This is a genomic window from Mycobacterium farcinogenes, assembly GCF_019739075.1.
Lineage (GTDB): Bacteria > Actinomycetota > Actinomycetes > Mycobacteriales > Mycobacteriaceae > Mycobacterium > Mycobacterium senegalense.
This window is the reverse complement of record NZ_CP081673.1, coordinates 4,252,904-4,272,229: the sequence shown is the minus strand read 5'-3', so window position 1 is coordinate 4,272,229 and position 19,326 is coordinate 4,252,904. Positions and strand designations below refer to the sequence as shown.

Here is a 19,326-nt window from a genome sequence, read left to right as displayed (position 1 = left end):
CTGACTGCCGCGCGAGCGTGCGCAAACCGCTGCTGTTCGGCGGCGCGGCGGGCGGCAGACACGCACGCTCGCGGTGCAGGGGTCACCCACCCAGCGGCTTGAGCCGGAGCGGGGTTTCGGCGAGCAACCCCAACGGGTTGACGTAGTCGGCGTGGGCAGCGGCACCCCACATCGCACCCCAGTGCAGGCACGCCGGCGCCGGACACCCGGGATGGCCGGCAAGCAGCGTGCCCAGCAGCTGGCCGGTGGTGACGGTCTGCCCGGGCCGCACCGCCGCCTGCACCGGCTCATAGCTGGTGCGTAACCCGCCGGGATGGGCCACGGAGATGACCGGCCGTCCGGCCAGTACTCCGGCGAACACCACGGTGCCGCCGCCCGCGGCGTAGACCGGCTGCTCGGGCATGCCCGCCAGGTCGACACCTCGGTGGCCGCGGTTCCAATTAGGGGAGGGCGCGTCGAAACCCCTGGTCACCGCTGGTCGCGGGGACACCGGCCAATGCAGCCGAGAGCCCTCGGCGTGTGCGGCGGCCGGCCACAACCACGTCACGGTCAACAGCAGGGCCACGGCGGCAAACCTCACCACCCCAGTTCACCGCCGACACGAGGTCCTCCGGAAGCCCCGAAACCCGGGTCTGTGGATGGACGGCCGCGCGTTTGCCGCGTGGTAAAAGCACGCCTGCGCAGCGTGTAAACTTCTAGCCGCAGCTCGCTTGCGGGCTGACTTCGCGTGTCTGCGCATATCGATCGCCTCAACGGGGTCGTTCACGGATGCCGTCGGTCCTGACCTGGGATTTCCCGGAGCGGGTTCGGCAGCCGGCAGGCACCAGGGCCTGGCATCACCCGACGCCGGGCGACAACCGACAACATAAAGGAATGAGCTCATGGCTGTTGTGACCATGAAGCAGCTGCTGGACAGCGGCGCTCACTTCGGGCATCAGACCCGACGCTGGAACCCCAAGATGAAGCGGTTCATCTTCACCGACCGCAATGGCATCTACATCATCGATCTGCAGCAGACGCTGACCTACATCGACAAGGCCTACGAGTTCGTCAAGGAGACGGTTGCCCACGGCGGCACCATCCTGTTCGTCGGCACCAAGAAGCAGGCGCAGGAGTCCATCGCCGAAGAGGCCACCCGCGTCGGCATGCCCTACGTGAACCAGCGCTGGCTGGGCGGCATGCTCACCAACTTCTCCACCGTGCACAAGCGCCTGCAGCGCCTCAAGGAGCTCGAGGCCATGGAGCAGACCGGTGGCTTCGAGGGTCGCACCAAGAAGGAAATCCTCATGCTCACGCGTGAGAAGAACAAGCTGGAGCGCAGCCTCGGCGGTATCCGCGACATGCAGAAGGTGCCTTCGGCCATCTGGGTCGTCGACACCAACAAGGAGCACCTGGCGGTCAACGAGGCCATCAAGCTGGGTATCCCGGTCATCGCGATCCTGGACACCAACTGCGATCCGGATCAGGTCAACTACCCGATCCCGGGCAACGACGACGCGATCCGTTCGGCCGCTCTGCTGACCAAGGTCGTCGCCTCCGCGGTGGCCGAGGGCCTGCAGGCCCGCGCCGGCCAGGGTGCCGGCGAGAAGCAGGACGCCGAAGGTGCCGAGCCGCTGGCCGAGTGGGAGCAGGAACTGCTGGCCGGAGCCACCGCAGGCACCGCCGAGGGTGACGCCGCCGCTGCGCCCGAAACATCCACTGACGCTTCCTGATTTCTTCAGTTCAAGGAGAGTTTCTTACATGGCTAATTACACCGCTGCCGACGTCAAGCGCCTTCGGGAGCTGACCGGCTCCGGCATGATGGACTGCAAGAACGCGTTGGCCGAATCGGACGGCGATTTCGACAAGGCCGTCGAGTTGCTCCGTATCAAGGGCGCCAAGGATGTCGGCAAGCGCGCTGAGCGCGCCACCGCCGAGGGCCTGGTCGCGGCCAAGGACGGGGCTCTCATCGAGCTGAACTCCGAGACCGACTTCGTCGCCAAGAACGCCGAATTCCAGGAGCTCGCCAACCAGGTCGTGGCGGCTGCCGCTGCCGCCAAGGTCAGCGATGCCGACGCCCTCAAGGCCGCCAAGGTCGGAGACACCACGGTCGAGCAGGCCATCGCCGATCTGTCCGCCAAGATCGGCGAGAAGCTGGAACTGCGTCGTGCCGCCTACTTCGACGGCACGGTGGAGACCTACCTGCACAAGCGTGCCGCGGACCTGCCGCCGGCCGTGGGTGTGCTGGTCGAGTACACCGCCGGCGACGCGGACAAGGGCAAGGAGGCCGCCCACGCGGTCGCCCTGCAGATCGCCGCGCTCAAGGCCAAGTACCTCACCCGTGAGGACGTCCCGGCCGACATCGTCGCCAACGAGCGACGCATCGCCGAGGAGACCGCGAAGGAGGAGGGCAAGCCCGAGCAGGCGCTGCCCAAGATCATCGAAGGTCGCGTCACGGGCTTCTACAAGGACGTCGTGCTGCTGGACCAGCCGTCGGTGTCTGACAACAAGAAGACCGTCAAGGCACTGCTGGACGAGGCCGGCGTCACCGTGACCCGCTTCGTGCGGTTCGAGGTCGGCCAGGCCTGACCCAGCAGAAGCTCGGGCGGCACATCACACCCGATTGACGGCTCGGCCGTCGCCGCCCGCCGCAAAACCCCGCGCTCATTCCGGCGATCCCGGAAAGCGCGGGGTTTTGTTCATTCGTGACCCGGTCGGTGCCGGGTAGTTGCGCACGCCGGGGCGATCGGCTTTGCCGATGTGGGAGTGTGGCAGGTACGAATGGTGTTGGAGGTGAGATGCGCATAGGGGTGGTGTTTCCGCAGACGGAACTCGGCGGAGATCCGGGAGCCGTGCGCGCTTACGGCCAGCGTGTCGAGGAGCTGGGCTTCACCCACATCCTGGCCTACGACCACGTCGTCGGTGCTGATCCGGCTGTCCACCGGGACTGGTCGGGGCCCTATGACCTGTACACCACATTCCATGAGCCCATGGTGATGTTCGGTTACCTGGCCGCCGTCACCTCGCTGGAGTTGGTGACGGGGGTGATCATCCTGCCGCAGCGCCAAGCCGTACTGGTGGCCAAGCAGGCGGCCGAGGTCGACCTGCTCACCGGTGGGCGGCTGCGCCTGGGCGTCGGCCTGGGCTGGAATGCGGTCGAGTACGAGGCGCTCGGCGAGGACTTCGGAAACCGTGGCAAGCGGTCCGAGGAGCAGGTCGAGCTGATGCGTCGGCTGTGGACCGAATCGTCGGTCACGTTCGAGGGGCGTTACCACCGGGTGACCGGGGCCGGCCTGGCGCCGTTGCCCGTGCAGCGGCCCATCCCGGTGTGGTTCGGAGGGGCGTCTGCCCGGGCGCTGGAGCGGGCCGGGCGGCTGGGCGACGGTTGGTTCCCCATGGTCGGCCCCGGCGCCGAGCTCGAGGACGCCCGGGCCCGGGTCGAGCGGGCCGCGGTCTCCGCCGATCGCGATCCGGCGTCCATCGGCATGGAAGGGCGCGTGCACTGGACCGGTGATCCGGACCAGGCCGCCACAGATATCGCGGCATGGGCCAAGGCCGGAGCCACCCATGTCACGGTGAACACCATGGGCGCAGGCCTTCGGACAGTGGACGAGCATCTGGCCGCGCTGCAGAGCGTGGCTCGCACGCAGTGACGGACTGCTAGCGTCGCAGCGTGACTAGCGGTCCGCGCCCCACGCGAAAAGCCTCCACCCGGTGCAGCGCCTTCGGAGACGATGCCCTCGGTGAGCACGATGCCGTCGGCCTGGTCGAGGAGCTGCGGGCCGGCCGGGTATCGGCCGCCGACCTGATCGAGGCCGCCATCGCGCGGGTCGAGGCGGTCAACCCCACCCTCAACGGCCTGGCTTTCGAAGCCTTCGACCGGGCTCACGCCCGGGGCGCCGCACCCAGCAGCTACGGCGGGTTTTTCGACGGCATCCCAACGTTCGTCAAGGACAACGCGGCGGTCGAGGGTATGCCGACCATGCGCGGCACCGACGCCTGGGAACCACGAGCCGAACCGGCCAACGGCGACTTCGCGCGGGCCTACCTGGCCACGGGGCTGGTACCGCTGGGCAAGACCCGGCTCTCGGAGTTCGGCTTCAGCGCGTCGTGCGAGCATCCGCGCTTAGGCCCGGTGCGCAACCCGTGGAACCCGCTGTACACCGCGGGGGCCTCCTCGTCAGGCTCCGGGGCGTTCGTCGCAGCGGGGGCGGTTCCCATCGCCCATGCCAACGACGGGGGCGGCTCGATCCGGATCCCCGCCGCGTGCAACGGGCTGGTCGGGCTCAAGCCGACTCGGGGCCGGCTGCCGCAGGACAAGGACTTGCGGACGATGCCGTTGCGGATCGTGTCCGACGGCGTTCTGACCCGATCGGTGCGTGACACCGCCGCGCTGCTGCGCGAGATGGAGCGGGTCTACCGGAATCCCAAGTTGCCGCCGATCGGTGACATCAGCCGCCCGGGCAAGCAGCGCCTGCGCATCGCGGTGTGCACGCAGTCCGTCGTGCACGACGCCGGGGTCGAAATGACCGAGCTGACCCACAAGACAGCCGCGCTGCTCGAAGAACTCGGGCACCGGATCACCGTCATCGGTAATCCGGTCCAGGCCCGGTTCAAGGACGATTTCCTGCTGTACTGGGCGTTTTTGGCGTACGCGCTGGTGCGCGGCGGCAAGCGGTCCTTCGGCCCGAGTTTCGACTGCGACAAGCTCGACAACCTCACGCTCGGGTTGGACCGGTTCGCCTCGCACAACCTGTATCGCGTCCCGGCGGCGATCGCCCGGCTGGCCCGGTCGCGGCGGATCACCGAGCACCTGTCCAACAGCTATGACGCGGTGCTCATGCCCACGCTGGCCGAGCCCACCCTGGAGATCGGGCAGCTCGACCCGACGGCGGATTACGACCAGATCATCGACCGGCTGCTGGGATGGGTGGCCTTCACCCCGTTGCAGAACGCCACCGGAGACCCGGCGATCTCGCTGCCGCTAGCTCAGACGGCGAACGGTCTGCCGGCGGGGATGATGCTGTCGACGACCCGCGGTCGGGAGGCCCTGCTGCTGGAGCTGGCCTACGAGCTCGAGGAGGCCAGGCCGTGGCCACGCATCCAGGATCCGGCACCAGTGCCACGCAAACGCGCGCGAAAGAGCGTGAAATAGCCTGATTTTGAACTCGTCGGCAGGAGCGACGACGAAATCCGTTGTGCCGGCGACATCGTGACGTAACACCAATCGGAGGGTGTTAACTCGCGTGACACCGAGATCTGCTCGCGGTGAAACACGCGGCTCGCAGCATTCCTCACTGTGGACACCGTAGCTTCGATACCGTCGTCTCAAGCCTCCACAGCCCGCCGATCGCCTCAGATCGCGACTACCGCGGCGCGGACCGGAGGCACCTTCGGGTGCTTGATTCGATTCGCACTGGCCAACATTCGTCGCCGGCCCGAACGGTTCGTGTTGTCGGTGCTCGGGATCGCGTTGGCCATCGCCTGCGTCACCGTGGTGCGCACCATCTCGGCGAGTTTTGCGATCACCGGCGCTGACTCGGTCGTCGATGTGCTGGGCGGTGCCCAGTTGTGGGTGGTGCCGGCCGCCGGTGTGCACTACGACGACGAGGCCCAGGCGCTGGTTGCCGACGGGCCACCGCCGGTGCTCGACATCCCCGCGGGCTGGCAGGGCCGGATGACGATCTCCGGTGTGACGGTGATCGACGGTACCGCGGTATCGCTACGCGGCAGTGACGAAGTGCCTTCTGGCCAGGCGGTTTTGGGCTCCGGCCTGGCCGGCCGGTTGGACGTCGGGTCCGGTGAGGTGATCGACGTGGGGGCTCTGCCGCTCACGGCGAGGATTTCGGGGACGGGGGAGTCGCTGACTGTGGCGCCCGCGTTGGCACGGCTCCTCGTCGGCGACAACGGCTGGTGGACGGTCACGGCGCCACCGGGCGACGAACATCGCCGCGACCTGGCCCAGACCTTCGGTGCCACAGTCGAGTTGCCGTTCACTGCGGATCCGTCGGTGCAGCCCGAGCCCGGCGGTCAGGGCCTGATCTACGACACGGTCGGTGGATCGGGTCCGCTGAGCTTCGAGCAGAAGTTCTCGGCGCTGTTCTCGGGGCAGGTCACCGGCTCGACCCTGGGCCTGATCTCCACCATCGGGCTGGCTCTGGGATTCGTCATCGCCATCTCGTCCTTTCTGGCCGCAGTCGCCGAACGCAAACGCGAATTCGGCATCATGAGCAGCATCGGACTGGCCGACGAGGTGCTGTACTTCTTCCTGGTCGAATCGGCGATCGTTTTTGTGGCGGCCTACGCGGTCGGCGTAACCGGCGCGGGTATCGCTGTGGCACTGGTGGTTCCGGAGATCGCGACACTGACCTCGTGGGCCCAGGCGGCCGGAATGGTGGCAGCCTTCCTGCCGGCGATGGCCATCGTCGGCGCCCTGGTGCCTGTGCACCGGCTCCTGCAGCAACGTCCGGTCGACCTCCTGGGGGCAAGATGAACAGCAAGGGCCTGGCCTACGGTTGGCTGTCCGCCCGGCGGCGGATCCGCGAGATGGTACTGCCCGTGGTGACCACGGCCACCGGGGCCTTCCTGGTGGTGCTGGTGTTCGGCATGTCGTCGGGGATCCGCGCGCAGTCAGCGGCATTGGGGCACGCCGAGGAGATCAACCGGGCGGTGATCCTCATCGCGGTCACCGTGCTGCTCGTCGGGGTGGTCGAGGTCGCGGTGGCCACCACCCGAACCGTGGCGCACCGTACCCGGGAACTCGGGGTGCTCGGAGCCAACGGGGTTCCCCGCGCCCCCGTGATCGCCGCGCTCCTCGTCGAACCGGTGGTGGCTGCGGTCCTGGGCTCGCTGCTCGGTGCGGTCTGCGCAGGTATCACCGGCAGCGCGGTCGCACTGGCGGGCCTGGCACCCACCGGTGTGTCCTACTCCGGGTTGGCGATAGGCGCGGCAATCGCGGTCGGGGTCAGCGTCGCTGCCGCAGTCGCAACGAGTTTCGTGCCCACCTTCAACGCCGCCTCACGTCCGCCCATCCGATCCCTGACCACGGGAGGTTAACCCGATCATGACCGCACTCGACGACGCCGTACCCGTCGATGACGCCCAGCCGCTCAGCAAGCCCGTCATCGAGGTCAGCAACGTGTGGAAACTGCACAAGCTCGGCGACGAGGTGGTCAAGGCCCTCGTCGCCGCTGAACTCCAGGTGATGCCGGGGGAGTTCGTCTGCCTGATGGGACCGAGCGGCAGCGGAAAGTCGACGCTGCTCAACATCATCGGCGGGCTCGACCGCCCGACGAAAGGCTCGGTCACGCTGAACGGGCAGGATACCGGGCAGCTGACCGAAAGCCAGTTCGCCGCGCTGCGCCACGACACCATCGGCTTCATATTCCAGAGTTACAACTTGATCCCGTTCCTGTCCGCGGTCGAGAACGTCGAACTGCCTTTGATGTTCGAACCTTACGACCGGAAGTCGTTGCGCAAGCGCGCAACCGAACTGTTGGAGCTGGTGGGCCTGGGGCATCGGGTCCATCACCAGCCCACCAAGATGTCGGGCGGCGAACAACAGCGCACCGCTATCGCGCGGTCGCTGATCAGCAGCCCGACCCTGGTACTGGCCGACGAGCCGACGGCCAACCTCGACCACCGCACGGGGGAGACGGTGGTGCGCATGCTGCGCGACCTGTGCTCGACATTGGGCGTCACGGTCGTCGCAAGCACCCACGATCCCACGGTTGCCGACGAAGCGAGCCGTGTCGTCCGGATGCGAGACGGACAAATCGTCAACTGACTCAACCGTATTGGGAGAGGAATCAATGACTCAAGAATTGGCCGCGGACGCGAGGAGCAATCCGACCGATGTCGCGGCGCCGTCACAGCGTGACAAGCTGATGACGACCGAACTGGTCCCCGAACAGATCCTGCCCAAGGTGATGAGCACCTTCGGCCTGACTGCCGCCTATGTCTTCATCATCTGCTGGATCACCGGTTCCTCGGTGATGGCGACAGGTGGATGGACCGCGATCCCCATGTGGGTACTGGGCATCCTGACTTTTCTGGTCCCTGCCGGCATGGCCGTGGTGGAACTCGGCAATTTGTGGCCCGGGCAGGGCGGTGTCTACATCTGGGCCACCCGCACGATGGGCGAGACCTGGGGCTTCATCGGCGGTTACCTGTCGTGGGTGCCGGTGATCCTCAACGCCGCGTCGTCGCCCGCAGTGGTCCTCTCATTCCTGTTGTTGGCCTTCCACTCACAGCTCGGCGTGATGACGAGCGTGATCCTGCAATTGGTGATCTTGTGGACGGTGGTCGGCTTGGCACTGGCCAAGCTCGCCGCCAATCAGCGGATAATGAACGTCGTCTTCGTCGTGTTCGGCATGCTCGCGCTGACGATCTTCATCTCGGGTGTGCTCTTCGCGGTGAAGAACGGTTCGGCGACGCCGTTCAGTTGGTCCGAGGCGACGATTCCCAACTTCGCCGTATCGGGTTTCCTGTACGGCACGGTGCTGCTCTATCTGCTCGGTGTGGAGACGCCGTACAACATGGGCGCTGAGTTCCTGTCGGTCCGCAAGAGTGGCCCGCGCATGATCCTCTGGGGTTCGACGGCACTGGTCGCCATCTACCTGATGACGACACTGGGCACGATGATGGCGTTGCCCACTGCGGAGATCGACGCGGTGACGGGTGTCATCGGGATGCTGGACGTCGCCGGATTCCCCGGGTTGATGGAGATCTGCGCAGTCGTGCTCGCCGTGATCATCGTCGTCGCGTTGATGACGTATCAGGTGGCCTACTCACGATTGATCTTCGTCTCCGGCCTGGAGCGGCACCTGCCGCGAATTTTCACCCATCTCAGCCCCCGCACTCGTAATCCGGTGTCCGCCATCCTGATCCAGGGGGTCATCTCGTCGCTGCTCATCGTCGGTCTGTACTCGCAGAGCAGCCTGGTCAACACGACGATCTTCCTCCAGGGTGGCCTGTCGACCGTGTGGCTGCTTTCGGGCTTCTTCTTCCTCATTCCGGTTGTCATCGCCCGTAAGAAGTACGCCGATCGCTATGAGAACGAAACGTTCTGGCGGATCCCGGGGGGCATGGTCGGCGTCTGGATCACCGTCATCGTCGGAACCCTCGGCACCATCGGGGGCGTCTACTACTCGTTCGCGAAATCTTGGCTCGCCAGCGCCGGGGTCGGGGACGCCGAGTGGATGAAGTGGGTCGGCAGCATCAGCGTCGGCATGTTCGCCCTCGGCCTGGTGGTCTACATCTTCGGCCGCCGCTCGGCGCACAAGGTCTCGCAGGAGGACGCCCTGGCCCATCTCGCCGTGTTCGACCTGACCGACGGCTCGACTGCAACGAAGGAGGTTTAGCTCGATGACCATGGACAGCACCCTGGTGCCGGCCGAATCAGCAGAAGGCGCGACCCGCTATCCGCTCGATCCGCTGACCGGCGCCGAGATCGAAGCGGCGGCAGCCGTCATCACCGGATCGGACTACGCCACAGCGACATTGAAGTTCGTGATGATCCAGCTGGCTGAACCCGCCAAGACTGCTGCGCTGTCGTTCGCAGGGGAGGCCGAGGTACCGCGCCGGGCGTTCGCGACGATGTACGACGGCGCCGCCAAGATGATCTATGAAGCCGTCGTCGATCTCGACGCGAGAATCATAGATTCGTGGACCCCGATTCCCGGTCGCTTCCCCTCCTACCTGGTCGAGCACATGACGGGGGTGGAGGAGAAGGTGCGGGACGACCCGCGATGGCAGGAAGCCATGCGCAGACGGGGCGTCACGGACTTCAGCCTGGCCATGATCGACCCGTGGCCGGCCGGCTACTACGGAGCGCAGGACCACTACGAGAACTCGCCGCTGATCTGCCGGCCGCTGACCTTCATGCGCGCGGCGCCGTCGGAGAACGGCTACGCGCGGCCCGTCGAAGGCCTGATCGTGACGTTCGACCTGGACAACATGGAGGTCATCGACATCGAGGACCACGGCGCGGTCCCGTTACCGTCCAAGGGCGGCAACTACTCCGCGCAGTTCATGTTCACGCCCGACAACCGGCCCGCGTTCACGCAGTTTCGTGACGATGTCAAGACGATCGACATCACCCAGCCGCACGGGCCCAGCTTCACCGTCGACGGATGGAATGTCACCTGGCAGAAATGGTCGTTGCGGGTGGGGTTCAACCCCCGCGAGGGCCTGGTGCTGCATGAGGTTACCTACACCGACCGTGGCGAGGTCCGGCCCATCATGTACCGCGCCGCCTTGTCGGAAATGGTGGTGCCATACGGTGATTCGTCCCCAACCCACTGGAACAAGAACGTCTTCGACATGGGTGAGGTGGGGATGGGCTTCTCGGCCAATCCGTTGACCCTTGGCTGTGACTGTCTCGGTGAGATCTTCTACTTCGACGGAACGGTCAACGACTCCAGCGGTAACGCCGTCACCATCCCCAACGCCATCTGCATGCACGAGGAGGACTACGGGATCTCCTGGAAGCACACCGATTTCCGCACCGGAGAGGTGGAGGTCAGGCGGTCCCGGCGGTTGGTGATCTCGATGATCTGTACCGTCGGCAATTACGAGTACGGCTTCTTCTGGTACTTCTACAACGATGCCTCCATCGAGATGGAGGTCAAACTCACCGGGGTACTGACCACCGGTGCGGTTCCCGACGGCGAGACCCCGCGCTGGGGCAAGATGGTGGCGCCGGGAATGTACGGCCCCAACCATCAGCACTTCTTCAACTTCCGGATGGACATGAGCGTCGACGGGCCGGGCAACAGTGTGTACGAGGTGGATTCGATCCCTGAGCCGGACCCGGAACTGAATCCGCACCACAATGCCTGGATAACCCGGGACACGCTGGTGGCCTCGGAGTCCGAGGGAGCCCGGGACTGGGAGTACTCGACGGGCCGGTACTGGAAGGTGGTCAACCCGTCCAAGCTCAACGAGTTCGGCGCACCGGTGGGCTACAAGCTGATGCCTAAGGACATCGTGCCGGTGATGGTGCAGCCAGGGTCGGTGATCTATGACCGGGCCCGGTTCGTCCAGCACAACCTGTGGGTCACCCGTTATGACCCCAGGGAGCTGTTCGCCGCGGGGGACTACATGTATCAGTGCGCCGAGGCCCAGGGGCTGCCGCAGTATGTCGCCGATGACGCGCCGCTGACGGATACCGACGTGGTGCTCTGGTACACCGTGGGTGCCCACCATGTGGTCTGCCCGGAGGACTGGCCGGTGATGCCGTGCCACTACACCGGCTTCAAACTCAAGCCGGTGGGTTTCTTCGACGGCAACCCGGCGCTCGACGTTCCACCGTCGCCGCCGGCGGCGTGCCACCACCACTGAGTCGCGAACCCCTGACTGGCGCGGACGCCCCCCGCAGACCGATGAACCGGGGGCGTCCGCGTCTGCTCGTGCGAACATTTCGGCAACTGCCGGGGCAGCAGGTGGCTGCTTGCTCTTATGATGACCGGCAGGTGTCAGAGTATGCGGGGGTGTGAATGACGTCTGGGCCGGACGAGCAGTGGAAGCAGGACAGTCAGGGAACGATTCGCTGGCAGGATCCGGCTACCGCCACACCGCGGCCGCCGACCGTGGCCGAGGCGCGCCTGCGCGACAAGATGCAGAAGGAGCGCGAGGCTGCCGAGGAGTGGGCCAGGCAGCAGGAGGAGACGCGCGAGCGGCGAGCCGCCACCAACAAGAAGATCTTGATGGGCTCGGTGGCCGTGGTCGGTGTGGTCGGAGTCATCGCGCTGGGTTACCACCTGCTGCACAAAGAGGAGATCGCGGCGTCGTGCGTCAAGGACGGCACCAACGAGGTGGTGCCCGACTCGTACTGTTCCAGCGGCCACAGCAGCTCGGGCGGCACTTTCATCTACCTCGGCTCGCCATACCGGTACTACTACGGCGGTAACAACGGCGGGGTTGGCACCATCGCCCGTGGCGGGACCCTCGAACAGCCCAAGGGCACCACCGCCAAGACCAAGTCGGGGACGTCGATCTCGCGGGGCGGTTTCGGCTCGTCGTCGAGCTACGGCAAAAGTTCGGGTAGCTGAATGCGCCGCCAACGCAGTTCCCCGCGACCGGGCTGGGAACAGATCGTCGCCGACCAGGGGATGTGTTACGGGACACCGGCGCGTGACGCGACCGGAGCCGACCGCCCGTACTGGGACGAATCGGTGCACTACGTGTTCGACATGGACGAAGTGCTGTCGATCGAGGCCTCTGTGGAGGTGCTCCACTCCATGTGCCTCGAGGCTGTCGAGCATGTCGTGCTGACCGGCCGGTACCGCGATTTCGGGCTTCCGGAGTGGAGCTGGGAGCACATCGAGAAGTCTTGGCGGCGCAGCGATCCGCACCTCTACGGCAGATTCGACTTACGTTACGACGGTCGTCGCCCGCCGGTGCTGCTGGAATACAACGCCGACACCCCCACCACCCTGCTGGAGGCGGCGATCCTGCAGTGGCACTGGAAGACCGACGTGTACCCGGCCGACGATCAATGGAACTCGTTGCACGAGAAGCTGGTTGCCCGCTGGACGGAGATCCGCGACCGCCTGCCGGGCGCCGAGACCTACTTCACCTGGTCAGGTGCCGAGCACACCGGTGAGGACCACGTGACCGTGGCCTACCTGCAGGAGTGCGCGGCGGAGGCCGGTCTGCACACCGTGGGCCTGGCCATCGAGGACATCGGGTTCGACCGCGACCTCGACCGGTTCGTCGACCTGGAGGAAGCTCCGATGTCGTCGATCTTCAAGCTCTACCCGTGGGAGTGGATGCTCGACGACGATTTCGGTCGCCGGGCCGTCGAGCAGCTGCCCGGCACCATGTGGGTGGAGCCGCTGTGGAAGACGTTGTTGAGCAACAAGGCGATCCTGGCTGTGCTGTGGGAGATGTATCCCGGGCATCCGAACCTCTTGCCCGCCTACGTCGATGACCCGCACGAGCTGACCGACTACGTGCGCAAACCGAAATTGGGCCGCGAGGGTGCCAACATCACCATCGTCGGCGCCGGGTTCGAGACCGAGACCGGCGGTGTGTACGGCGAAGAGGGCTACGTGTACCAGTTGCTGGACCCGCTACCGCAGTTCGACGACATGCGCCCGGCGTTGGGGGCGTGGATCGTCGGCGACGAATCCGCCGGACTCGGCATCCGCGAGACCTCCGGTCTCGTCACCGACAACGGTGCTGCCTTTGTGCCACACCGCATCCCGCAGTGACCCGGAAGGAATAACCTATGACAACCACGCTGGTTGCGCTCGACTCCGATTACTGGTCGGTTCTCGGCCACGGCGTCTCGGCGATCGTGTTGTACACGATCGTCGGTGTGGCACTGATGGTCCTGGGTTTCTACGTGATCGACTGGACCACACCCGGGCCATTGCGGACCCTGGTGCGGGCCGGCCGGCCCAACGCTGCCGCGGTGGCGGCCTCCGGCGTGGTGTCGATGGCTTTCATCATTGTTCTCGCCATCTACTCATCGTCGGGCGACCTCATCCAGGGTCTCGTCATGACGCTGGTGTTCGGGCTCTTGGGCATTGCGGCCCAGGCGTTTTCCGTCCGGCTCATCGGTGCGATCAAGGGCATCGACATCGGCATGGTGCTGGCCTCCGAGCGGTTCACGCCCCAGGTCCTGGTCGTGACGGCGTCCTACCTGGCGTTCGGGCTGATCGTCGCGGCGGCGATCCTGTAGCCGGCGCTACAGGGACCGGCACACTGCGGCGGCCGCGCGGGTCAGCGCGGCGGGGCCGTCGCGCAGGGCCTGATCCAGCGGGGTGCCCGGCTCGGTGATGGCGACCAGCTTCGCCACTCCGTTGGCCAGCAGCACGTCGGCGTCGGCCGCCACCCGGCCGGCGAAAATCGCCACCCGGGAACCGGTGCGCGCGGCTGCCTGGGCGACACCGAACGGGGTCTTGCCCAACAGAGTCTGGGCATCGACGCTGCCCTCGCCGGTGAACACCCAGTCCGCGCCGGTGAGCGCCTGCTCCAGTCCGACGGTCTGCGCGATCACCTCGACACCGGGATCGCAGTCGGCGGCCAGGAATTCCATCAGGCCGAAGCCCAGGCCGCCGGCGGCGCCTGCCCCCGGTCGGTCGGGCCGCGCGTGGCCGAGCGCAGTGGCGGTCACCTCCACCAACCGGGTCAGCGCGGCTTCGAGCATCTCGACATGGTCGGCAGTGGCCCCCTTCTGAGGGCCGAAAACCGCGCTGGCGCCGCCGGTTCCGAGCAGTGGTGCGGTGACGTCGGAGGCGATCTGGACGTGCATGCCGGCCAATCGGCGGTCCAGGCCCGAGGTGTCGATGCGGTGCAACCGGGCGAGCGCGGCCCCACCGGGTGGCAGGGGAGCGCCGTCGGCGTCGCTGAAGGCCACCCCGAGGGCGGTGAGCATGCCGGCCCCGCCGTCATTGGTCGCCGATCCGCCGATACCGATCAGCAGTTCGGTCGCGCCGCGATCCAGTGCCGAGACGATGAGCTGTCCGACCCCGAATGTGCTGGCCCGCAGGATATCCCGGTCGGATGGAGCCACCAGCTCCAGGCCCGACGCGCTGGCCATCTCGATCACGGCCAGACTGCGCGCGGCGACGTAGCCGTAGGTGGCACGGGCAGGCCGCCCCAGTGGATCGCTGACCTCAACGGTGATGCGCTCGCCGCCGAGCGCGTCGACGACGGCGTCCACCGTGCCTTCGCCGCCGTCGGCCATCGGTACGCCGACGCACTCGGCGTCGGGTAGTACCGACCGGACGCCCTCGCGCATCGCCGCCACCGCCTGCGATGCGGTCATCGACTCCTTGAACGAATCCGGGGCCAGAACGATCTTCATCCGTCTGGAACTTACCGACTCTGCGGCCGCTCGGCGCGGCGTGTGCGGCGGGCGAATACCGCTCAGATCACCGCGTGGGCCAGGAGTCGCTTGAGTTCGCGTCGCTGCTCGGTGTCGAGGCGGTCGAGTACCTCGTCTTCGGCGGCGAGTACGGCGGCTTCGGCGCGTTTGAGCAGTCCGGCTCCCTCTGCGGTCAGCTCGGCCGGCAGTGCCCGGCCCGAATTCACGGTGGCGGGCCTGCGCACCGCGCCGCGGTCTTGTAGGCCGCGCAGCACGTTGTTCATCGCCTGCGGTGAGACGTTCGTGTGCCGGGCGAGCTCCGCATTGGACTGGCCGGGGGCCATGGACAGCACTCGCAGGCAGACGAATTCCGGCAGCGTGAGTCCGAGTGGCTGCAACCGCGCGGCGACCTTGGGCTGCAGCACCGCGACCACGCGATACATGAGGTATCCGAGAGGCTGGTCTTCCAGGACGCCCCGCATGTCGGAGTTCATATCAAGCATATTGACACATATCAACCAGGTTGATATACCGGACGCATGACCACACCAAGCGAGATGTCAGACGCAATGTTCGAATCGGCCTACCGCGGCGAGGCTCCCGATTTTGCGGGCGTCCGCCCGCCGTGGAGCATCGGCGAACCGCAGCCCGAGATCGCGGCGCTGATCGCCGAAGGCAAGGTCCACGGCGAGGTGCTCGACGCCGGCTGTGGCGAGGCGGCAACCGCGCTGGACCTGGCGGCACGGGGATTCACCACCGTCGGGCTGGACCAGTCGGCCACCGCCATCGACATGGCCCGAGCCGAGGCTGCCAAACGGGGCCTGACCAACGCCACGTTCGAAGTTGCCGACATCAGCGCGTTCACCGGCTACGACGGCCGCTTCGGGACGATCATCGATTCGACGCTGTTTCACTCGATGCCCGTCGAACTGCGGGAGGGTTACCAGCAATCGATCGTGCGTGCCGCCGCGCCCGGTGCCTCCTACTTCGTGCTGGTGTTCGACAAGAACACGATGGGCGACACCGGACCCGCCAACCCCGTCAGTGAGGACGAATTGCGTGAGGTCGTCGGCAAGTACTGGGTGATCGACGACGTCCGCCCGGCCCGGATCCACGCCCAGGTGCCGCCCGAGTTCGCCAACTTCGCCGATTTCGCCGGGACTGACATCCGGGACGAGGGCAACGGCCGCAAATCGGTCGCGGCCTGGCTGCTTCAGGCGCACCTGGGGTAGTAGCCGGGTAGCTGCGCCCGCCGGCGACACTAGGTCTGCGAAGGCTCCCCCCACTAGGTGTGCTGCCCGCCATAGGGCAGGATGGAGAAGGCCGTCCAGGGGTAACCCGGGTGGCTCTCTACATGCGAGGAGTGCCGAGGAGACCCATGGCGGATCCGAATACCACCGGCGAGGGCGCAGCACCCATCCGTCCCTTCTACAAGAGGGTTCTGCTGAAGCTTGGCGGAGAGATGTTCGGTGGTGGTGAGGTCGGCCTCGACCCCGACGTCGTTCATCAGGTAGCCCGTCAGATCGCCGCAGTGGTGCGTAGCGGCGTACAGGTCGCGGTCGTGATCGGCGGCGGCAACTTCTTCCGCGGCGCACAACTGCAGCAGCGCGGCATGGAACGCACGCGCAGCGACTACATGGGCATGCTCGGCACCGTGATGAACAGCCTTGCGCTGCAGGACTTCCTGCAGAAAGAGGGCATCGACACTCGCGTGCAGACCGCCATCACCATGGGCCAGGTCGCCGAGCCTTACATCCCGTTGCGGGCCGTGCGGCACCTCGAGAAGGGGCGCGTCGTCATCTTCGGTGCCGGCATGGGCCTTCCGTACTTCTCCACCGACACCACCGCCGCGCAGCGCGCCCTCGAAATCGGGGCCGACGTGGTGCTGATGGCCAAAGCGGTCGACGGGGTCTACACCGCCGACCCGCGCGAGGTTCCCGACGCCGAGTTGCTCACCGAGGTCAGCCATCGCGAGGTCATCGATCGCGGCCTGCGGGTCGCCGATGCCACCGCCTTCAGTTTGTGCATGGACAACCGGATGCCGATGCTGGTCTTCAACCTGCTCACCGAAGGCAATATCGCCCGCGCGGTGGCGGGTGAGAAGATCGGAACACTGGTCACCACCTGAACTGGAGAAGCCGACGTGATCGACGAAACTCTCTTCGACGCCGAAGAGAAGATGGAAAAAGCCGTAAGTGTGGCGCGTGACGATCTGGCCACCATCCGCACCGGACGGGCCAACCCGGGCATGTTCTCCCGTATCAACATCGACTATTACGGGGCGATGACGCCGATCACGCAGATGGCGAGCATCAATGTTCCGGAGGCGCGCCTCGTCGTCATCAAGCCGTACGAGGCCGCACAGCTCAAGCCGATCGAGGATGCGATCCGCAACTCCGACCTCGGGGTCAATCCGACCAACGACGGCAGCATCATCCGGATCTCCATTCCGCAGCTGACCGAGGAACGTCGCCGCGATCTGGTCAAGCAGGCCAAATCCAAGGGCGAGGACGCCAAGGTTTCGGTGCGCAACATTCGCCGCAAGGCGATGGAAGAGCTCAGCCGGATCAAGAAGGACGGCGAAGCCGGCGAGGACGAGGTCGGGCGCGCCGAGAAGGACCTCGACAAGTCCACCCACACTTACACCAGCCAGATCGATGAGCTGGTCAAGCACAAGGAAGGCGAACTGCTGGAGGTCTAGTGGCCGATCAGCAAATACCTTCCGTGACAGACACACCGGTTCCAGAACCGCACAAGAAGCAGTCCCGGGCCGGCCGTAATCTTCCGGCCGCGATCGCTGTCGGCGTCGTCCTCGGCGCCATGGCGATCGGAACCCTCCTGTTCGCGCCGCTGTGGTGGCTGCCGTTGCTCGCGGTCGCCATCGCCATCGCCACCCATGAGGTGATCCGGCGGCTGCGCGAACACGGATATGAGTTGCCGACCGTCCCACTGCTGGTCGGCGGTCAGGCGATGATCTGGCTGACCTGGCCGTACGGAGCCGTCGGTCTCTTGGGTGCCTACGGCGGGACGATCGTCGTGTGCATGGTGTGGCGTCTGGTCGGCCAAGGACTGGACCGCCAGCCCGTCAACTATCTGCGTGACATCGCCGCCACGGTCCTGCTCGCGACGTGGGTACCGCTGTTCGCGGCCTTCACCGCGCTGCTGATCTTCGCCGACCACGGCGGCGCCCGGGTCTTCACCATCATCGTGACCGTCGTCTTCGCCGACATCGGTGGTTACGTCGCCGGCGTCCTGTTCGGCAAGCACCTGCTGGCACCGGCGATCAGCCCCAAGAAATCGTGGGAGGGGCTCGGCGGCTCGCTGGTGTTCGGTATCGCCGCCGCCGTCGTGTCGGTGGCATTCCTGCTGGACAAGCCGGCCTGGGTGGGCGTCCCGCTGGGTTTGCTGCTGGTCATCACCGGCGTCCTCGGCGACCTGGTCGAGTCGCAGATCAAACGCGATCTCGGGATCAAGGACATGGGCACGTTGCTACCCGGCCACGGCGGGATCATGGACCGCATCGACGCGATGCTGCCGTCGGCCGTCGTCGGCTGGATCGTGCTGACGCTGCTGGCGTAAGCCACGGCTGCTGCGCGTGCCCGACGCGTTCAGCCAGCACGCCACTGCGCCGAGCACCAGTCCGGCGGCGATGCCGACGTTCATCCGCTCGCCGAGCATGAACCAGGACAGCACTCCGGCGACCGCCGGAATCACACAGAACAGCATCGCCACCGACGAGGCGCCGTGCAGATTGATGGCCCGCACGTACAGCGACACCCCGAGGATGGCGTTGAGCAGCACCACACCCGCCACGGCCAGCGCCGCTTTGGTCGCGTCATGCACCTCGACCGGTGTGGTGAGGGTAAGCGCCAAGGCGGGCACGAACGCGACGGCGTTCTGGACGGACGTCGAGGCGCGGAAGTCGACATCGGAGCAGAACCGCTGCTGGTAGACCCCTCCGGCGGCCAGGCCGAGCAGCGCCACCAGCAGCAGCCCGACCGCGGGGTCGACCCCACCGGAGGCGACCAGTCGCGTCGCGCACGCGGCCAGCACGGCGGCGACCCCGAGCAGCAGTGCGATCACCCGGCGCGGCGTCAACCGGTCCCGCAGGAAGGTCGCCGCCAGCAGTGCGGTGGCAACCGGGTTCATCGCAATCACCACCGCGCACAGCACGGCCGGGGCGCCGCGTTGAATCGCCAGATAGAGCGCACAGAACTGCACGGCCTGCATCAGCAGGCCCGCGACGGCGACGTGGAACAGCCTGCGGCCGGTGGGAAAACCGACTCGCGCCAACCCGGCCCAGGTACCCAGAGCCAGGCCGGCCAGCCCGAAGCGCACGGCCAACACCGCCATCGGGGACAGGGCGTGCACCGCCAGGTTCCCGATCGGATAACCAAGGGCGTAGAAGAACGTCACGGTCGCCGCCGTGCGCGCCGGCATCGCAGTGGTCGCCATGGCCCCATCGTGGGCGAGGGCCGCGTGCGCGGTCCAACGAATATCGGCAATCACAACCGATCGTTGGTGCTAAT

20 protein-coding genes are annotated in these 19,326 nt (G+C 66.5%); 16 read left to right on the top strand and 4 right to left on the bottom strand.

Annotated features, from left to right (window positions below):
- Positions 1-82: 82 nt before the first annotated feature.
- Entirely contained in the window at positions 83-580 is a 498-nt protein-coding gene (locus K6L26_RS20340) for a M23 family metallopeptidase (RefSeq protein WP_221853439.1), read from the bottom strand.
- 301 nt (positions 581-881) lie between these two features.
- On the opposite strand from K6L26_RS20340, the gene rpsB reads away from it, so the two are divergent.
- From rpsB to K6L26_RS20280, 12 genes are all read left to right on the top strand, one after another.
- Positions 882-1,712, top strand: a complete 831-nt coding sequence (rpsB, locus tag K6L26_RS20335; protein ID WP_036388198.1) for a 30S ribosomal protein S2 — start codon at positions 882-884, stop codon at positions 1,710-1,712.
- Between the two features lie 28 nt (positions 1,713-1,740).
- A complete protein-coding gene (gene tsf, locus K6L26_RS20330; RefSeq protein ID WP_064898748.1) occupies positions 1,741-2,568 on the top strand; it encodes a translation elongation factor Ts in 828 nt (275 codons plus the stop codon).
- Positions 2,569-2,777: 209 nt separating this feature from the next.
- Entirely contained in the window at positions 2,778-3,632 is an 855-nt protein-coding gene (locus tag K6L26_RS20325; RefSeq protein ID WP_064898750.1) for an LLM class F420-dependent oxidoreductase, read from the top strand.
- Between the two features lie 20 nt (positions 3,633-3,652).
- Entirely contained in the window at positions 3,653-5,134 is a 1,482-nt protein-coding gene (locus K6L26_RS20320) for an amidase (RefSeq protein WP_221851332.1), read from the top strand.
- A 162-nt stretch (positions 5,135-5,296) separates the two neighbouring features.
- The gene (locus K6L26_RS20315) at positions 5,297-6,472 is read left to right on the top strand and encodes an ABC transporter permease (RefSeq protein ID WP_435405372.1); all 1,176 of its coding nucleotides are present in this window, start codon (positions 5,297-5,299) and stop codon (positions 6,470-6,472) included.
- Complete coding sequence (locus K6L26_RS20310) at positions 6,469-7,035, top strand: FtsX-like permease family protein (RefSeq protein ID WP_019347098.1); 567 nt, start codon at positions 6,469-6,471, stop codon at positions 7,033-7,035. The genes K6L26_RS20315 and K6L26_RS20310 overlap by 4 nt, the downstream gene beginning before the upstream one ends.
- A gap of 7 nt (positions 7,036-7,042) precedes the next feature.
- Positions 7,043-7,765, top strand: coding sequence for an ABC transporter ATP-binding protein (locus K6L26_RS20305; RefSeq protein ID WP_221851328.1), 723 nt, complete (start codon positions 7,043-7,045; stop codon positions 7,763-7,765).
- Positions 7,766-7,790: 25 nt separating this feature from the next.
- On the top strand, positions 7,791-9,341 hold the full coding sequence (locus K6L26_RS20300; protein ID WP_435405343.1) for an APC family permease: 1,551 nt from the start codon (positions 7,791-7,793) through the stop codon (positions 9,339-9,341).
- Between the two features lie 4 nt (positions 9,342-9,345).
- Complete coding sequence (locus K6L26_RS20295; protein ID WP_064898756.1) at positions 9,346-11,322, top strand: primary-amine oxidase; 1,977 nt, start codon at positions 9,346-9,348, stop codon at positions 11,320-11,322.
- Between the two features lie 155 nt (positions 11,323-11,477).
- A complete protein-coding gene (locus K6L26_RS20290) occupies positions 11,478-12,032 on the top strand; it encodes a hypothetical protein (RefSeq protein WP_051752206.1) in 555 nt (184 codons plus the stop codon).
- Entirely contained in the window at positions 12,033-13,196 is a 1,164-nt protein-coding gene (locus K6L26_RS20285) for a glutathionylspermidine synthase family protein (protein WP_036388184.1), read from the top strand. It begins immediately after the preceding gene.
- Between the two features lie 17 nt (positions 13,197-13,213).
- Positions 13,214-13,669, top strand: coding sequence for a DUF350 domain-containing protein (locus K6L26_RS20280; protein WP_019347092.1), 456 nt, complete (start codon positions 13,214-13,216; stop codon positions 13,667-13,669).
- A 6-nt stretch (positions 13,670-13,675) separates the two neighbouring features.
- Here K6L26_RS20280 and K6L26_RS20275 read toward each other — a convergent pair whose 3' ends face one another.
- Both K6L26_RS20275 and K6L26_RS20270 read right to left on the bottom strand, forming a co-directional pair.
- Positions 13,676-14,797: a glycerate kinase gene (locus K6L26_RS20275; protein ID WP_221851327.1), complete on the bottom strand. Its 1,122-nt coding sequence runs from the start codon at positions 14,795-14,797 to the stop codon at positions 13,676-13,678.
- A 62-nt stretch (positions 14,798-14,859) separates the two neighbouring features.
- Positions 14,860-15,291: a MarR family winged helix-turn-helix transcriptional regulator gene (locus tag K6L26_RS20270; protein ID WP_245008620.1), complete on the bottom strand. Its 432-nt coding sequence runs from the start codon at positions 15,289-15,291 to the stop codon at positions 14,860-14,862.
- A 45-nt stretch (positions 15,292-15,336) separates the two neighbouring features.
- Here K6L26_RS20270 and K6L26_RS20265 point away from each other — a divergent pair, with 45 nt between their 5' ends.
- The 4 genes from K6L26_RS20265 to K6L26_RS20250 all read left to right on the top strand — a co-directional run bounded on the left by K6L26_RS20265 (position 15,337) and on the right by K6L26_RS20250 (position 18,376).
- Complete coding sequence (locus K6L26_RS20265) at positions 15,337-16,029, top strand: class I SAM-dependent methyltransferase (protein ID WP_036388180.1); 693 nt, start codon at positions 15,337-15,339, stop codon at positions 16,027-16,029.
- A 146-nt stretch (positions 16,030-16,175) separates the two neighbouring features.
- Positions 16,176-16,925: a UMP kinase gene (gene pyrH / locus K6L26_RS20260; RefSeq protein WP_019347088.1), complete on the top strand. Its 750-nt coding sequence runs from the start codon at positions 16,176-16,178 to the stop codon at positions 16,923-16,925.
- A 15-nt stretch (positions 16,926-16,940) separates the two neighbouring features.
- Entirely contained in the window at positions 16,941-17,498 is a 558-nt protein-coding gene (gene frr, locus K6L26_RS20255; RefSeq protein ID WP_019347087.1) for a ribosome recycling factor, read from the top strand.
- A gap of 14 nt (positions 17,499-17,512) precedes the next feature.
- Positions 17,513-18,376, top strand: a complete 864-nt coding sequence (locus K6L26_RS20250; RefSeq protein WP_036389910.1) for a phosphatidate cytidylyltransferase — start codon at positions 17,513-17,515, stop codon at positions 18,374-18,376.
- On the opposite strand, the gene K6L26_RS20245 is transcribed toward K6L26_RS20250, so the two are convergent.
- Complete coding sequence (locus tag K6L26_RS20245) at positions 18,287-19,237, bottom strand: DMT family transporter (protein ID WP_076213563.1); 951 nt, start codon at positions 19,235-19,237, stop codon at positions 18,287-18,289. The genes K6L26_RS20250 and K6L26_RS20245 overlap by 90 nt on opposite strands.
- Positions 19,238-19,326: the final 89 nt, after the last annotated feature.

Coding starts and splice junctions, on each gene's coding strand:
- K6L26_RS20305 (WP_221851328.1), top strand. CDS start 7,043: ATGACCGCACTCGACGACGCCGTACCCGTCGATGACGCCCAGCCGCTC.
- pyrH (WP_019347088.1), top strand. CDS start 16,176: ATGGCGGATCCGAATACCACCGGCGAGGGCGCAGCACCCATCCGTCCC.
- K6L26_RS20300 (WP_435405343.1), top strand. CDS start 7,791: ATGACTCAAGAATTGGCCGCGGACGCGAGGAGCAATCCGACCGATGTC.
- K6L26_RS20265 (WP_036388180.1), top strand. CDS start 15,337: ATGACCACACCAAGCGAGATGTCAGACGCAATGTTCGAATCGGCCTAC.
- K6L26_RS20325 (WP_064898750.1), top strand. CDS start 2,778: ATGCGCATAGGGGTGGTGTTTCCGCAGACGGAACTCGGCGGAGATCCG.
- K6L26_RS20245 (WP_076213563.1), bottom strand. CDS start 19,237: ATGCCGGCGCGCACGGCGGCGACCGTGACGTTCTTCTACGCCCTTGGT.
- K6L26_RS20280 (WP_019347092.1), top strand. CDS start 13,214: ATGACAACCACGCTGGTTGCGCTCGACTCCGATTACTGGTCGGTTCTC.
- tsf (WP_064898748.1), top strand. CDS start 1,741: ATGGCTAATTACACCGCTGCCGACGTCAAGCGCCTTCGGGAGCTGACC.
- K6L26_RS20285 (WP_036388184.1), top strand. CDS start 12,033: ATGCGCCGCCAACGCAGTTCCCCGCGACCGGGCTGGGAACAGATCGTC.
- K6L26_RS20275 (WP_221851327.1), bottom strand. CDS start 14,797: ATGAAGATCGTTCTGGCCCCGGATTCGTTCAAGGAGTCGATGACCGCA.
- K6L26_RS20290 (WP_051752206.1), top strand. CDS start 11,478: ATGACGTCTGGGCCGGACGAGCAGTGGAAGCAGGACAGTCAGGGAACG.
- K6L26_RS20295 (WP_064898756.1), top strand. CDS start 9,346: ATGACCATGGACAGCACCCTGGTGCCGGCCGAATCAGCAGAAGGCGCG.
- rpsB (WP_036388198.1), top strand. CDS start 882: ATGGCTGTTGTGACCATGAAGCAGCTGCTGGACAGCGGCGCTCACTTC.
- K6L26_RS20310 (WP_019347098.1), top strand. CDS start 6,469: ATGAACAGCAAGGGCCTGGCCTACGGTTGGCTGTCCGCCCGGCGGCGG.
- K6L26_RS20270 (WP_245008620.1), bottom strand. CDS start 15,291: ATGAACTCCGACATGCGGGGCGTCCTGGAAGACCAGCCTCTCGGATAC.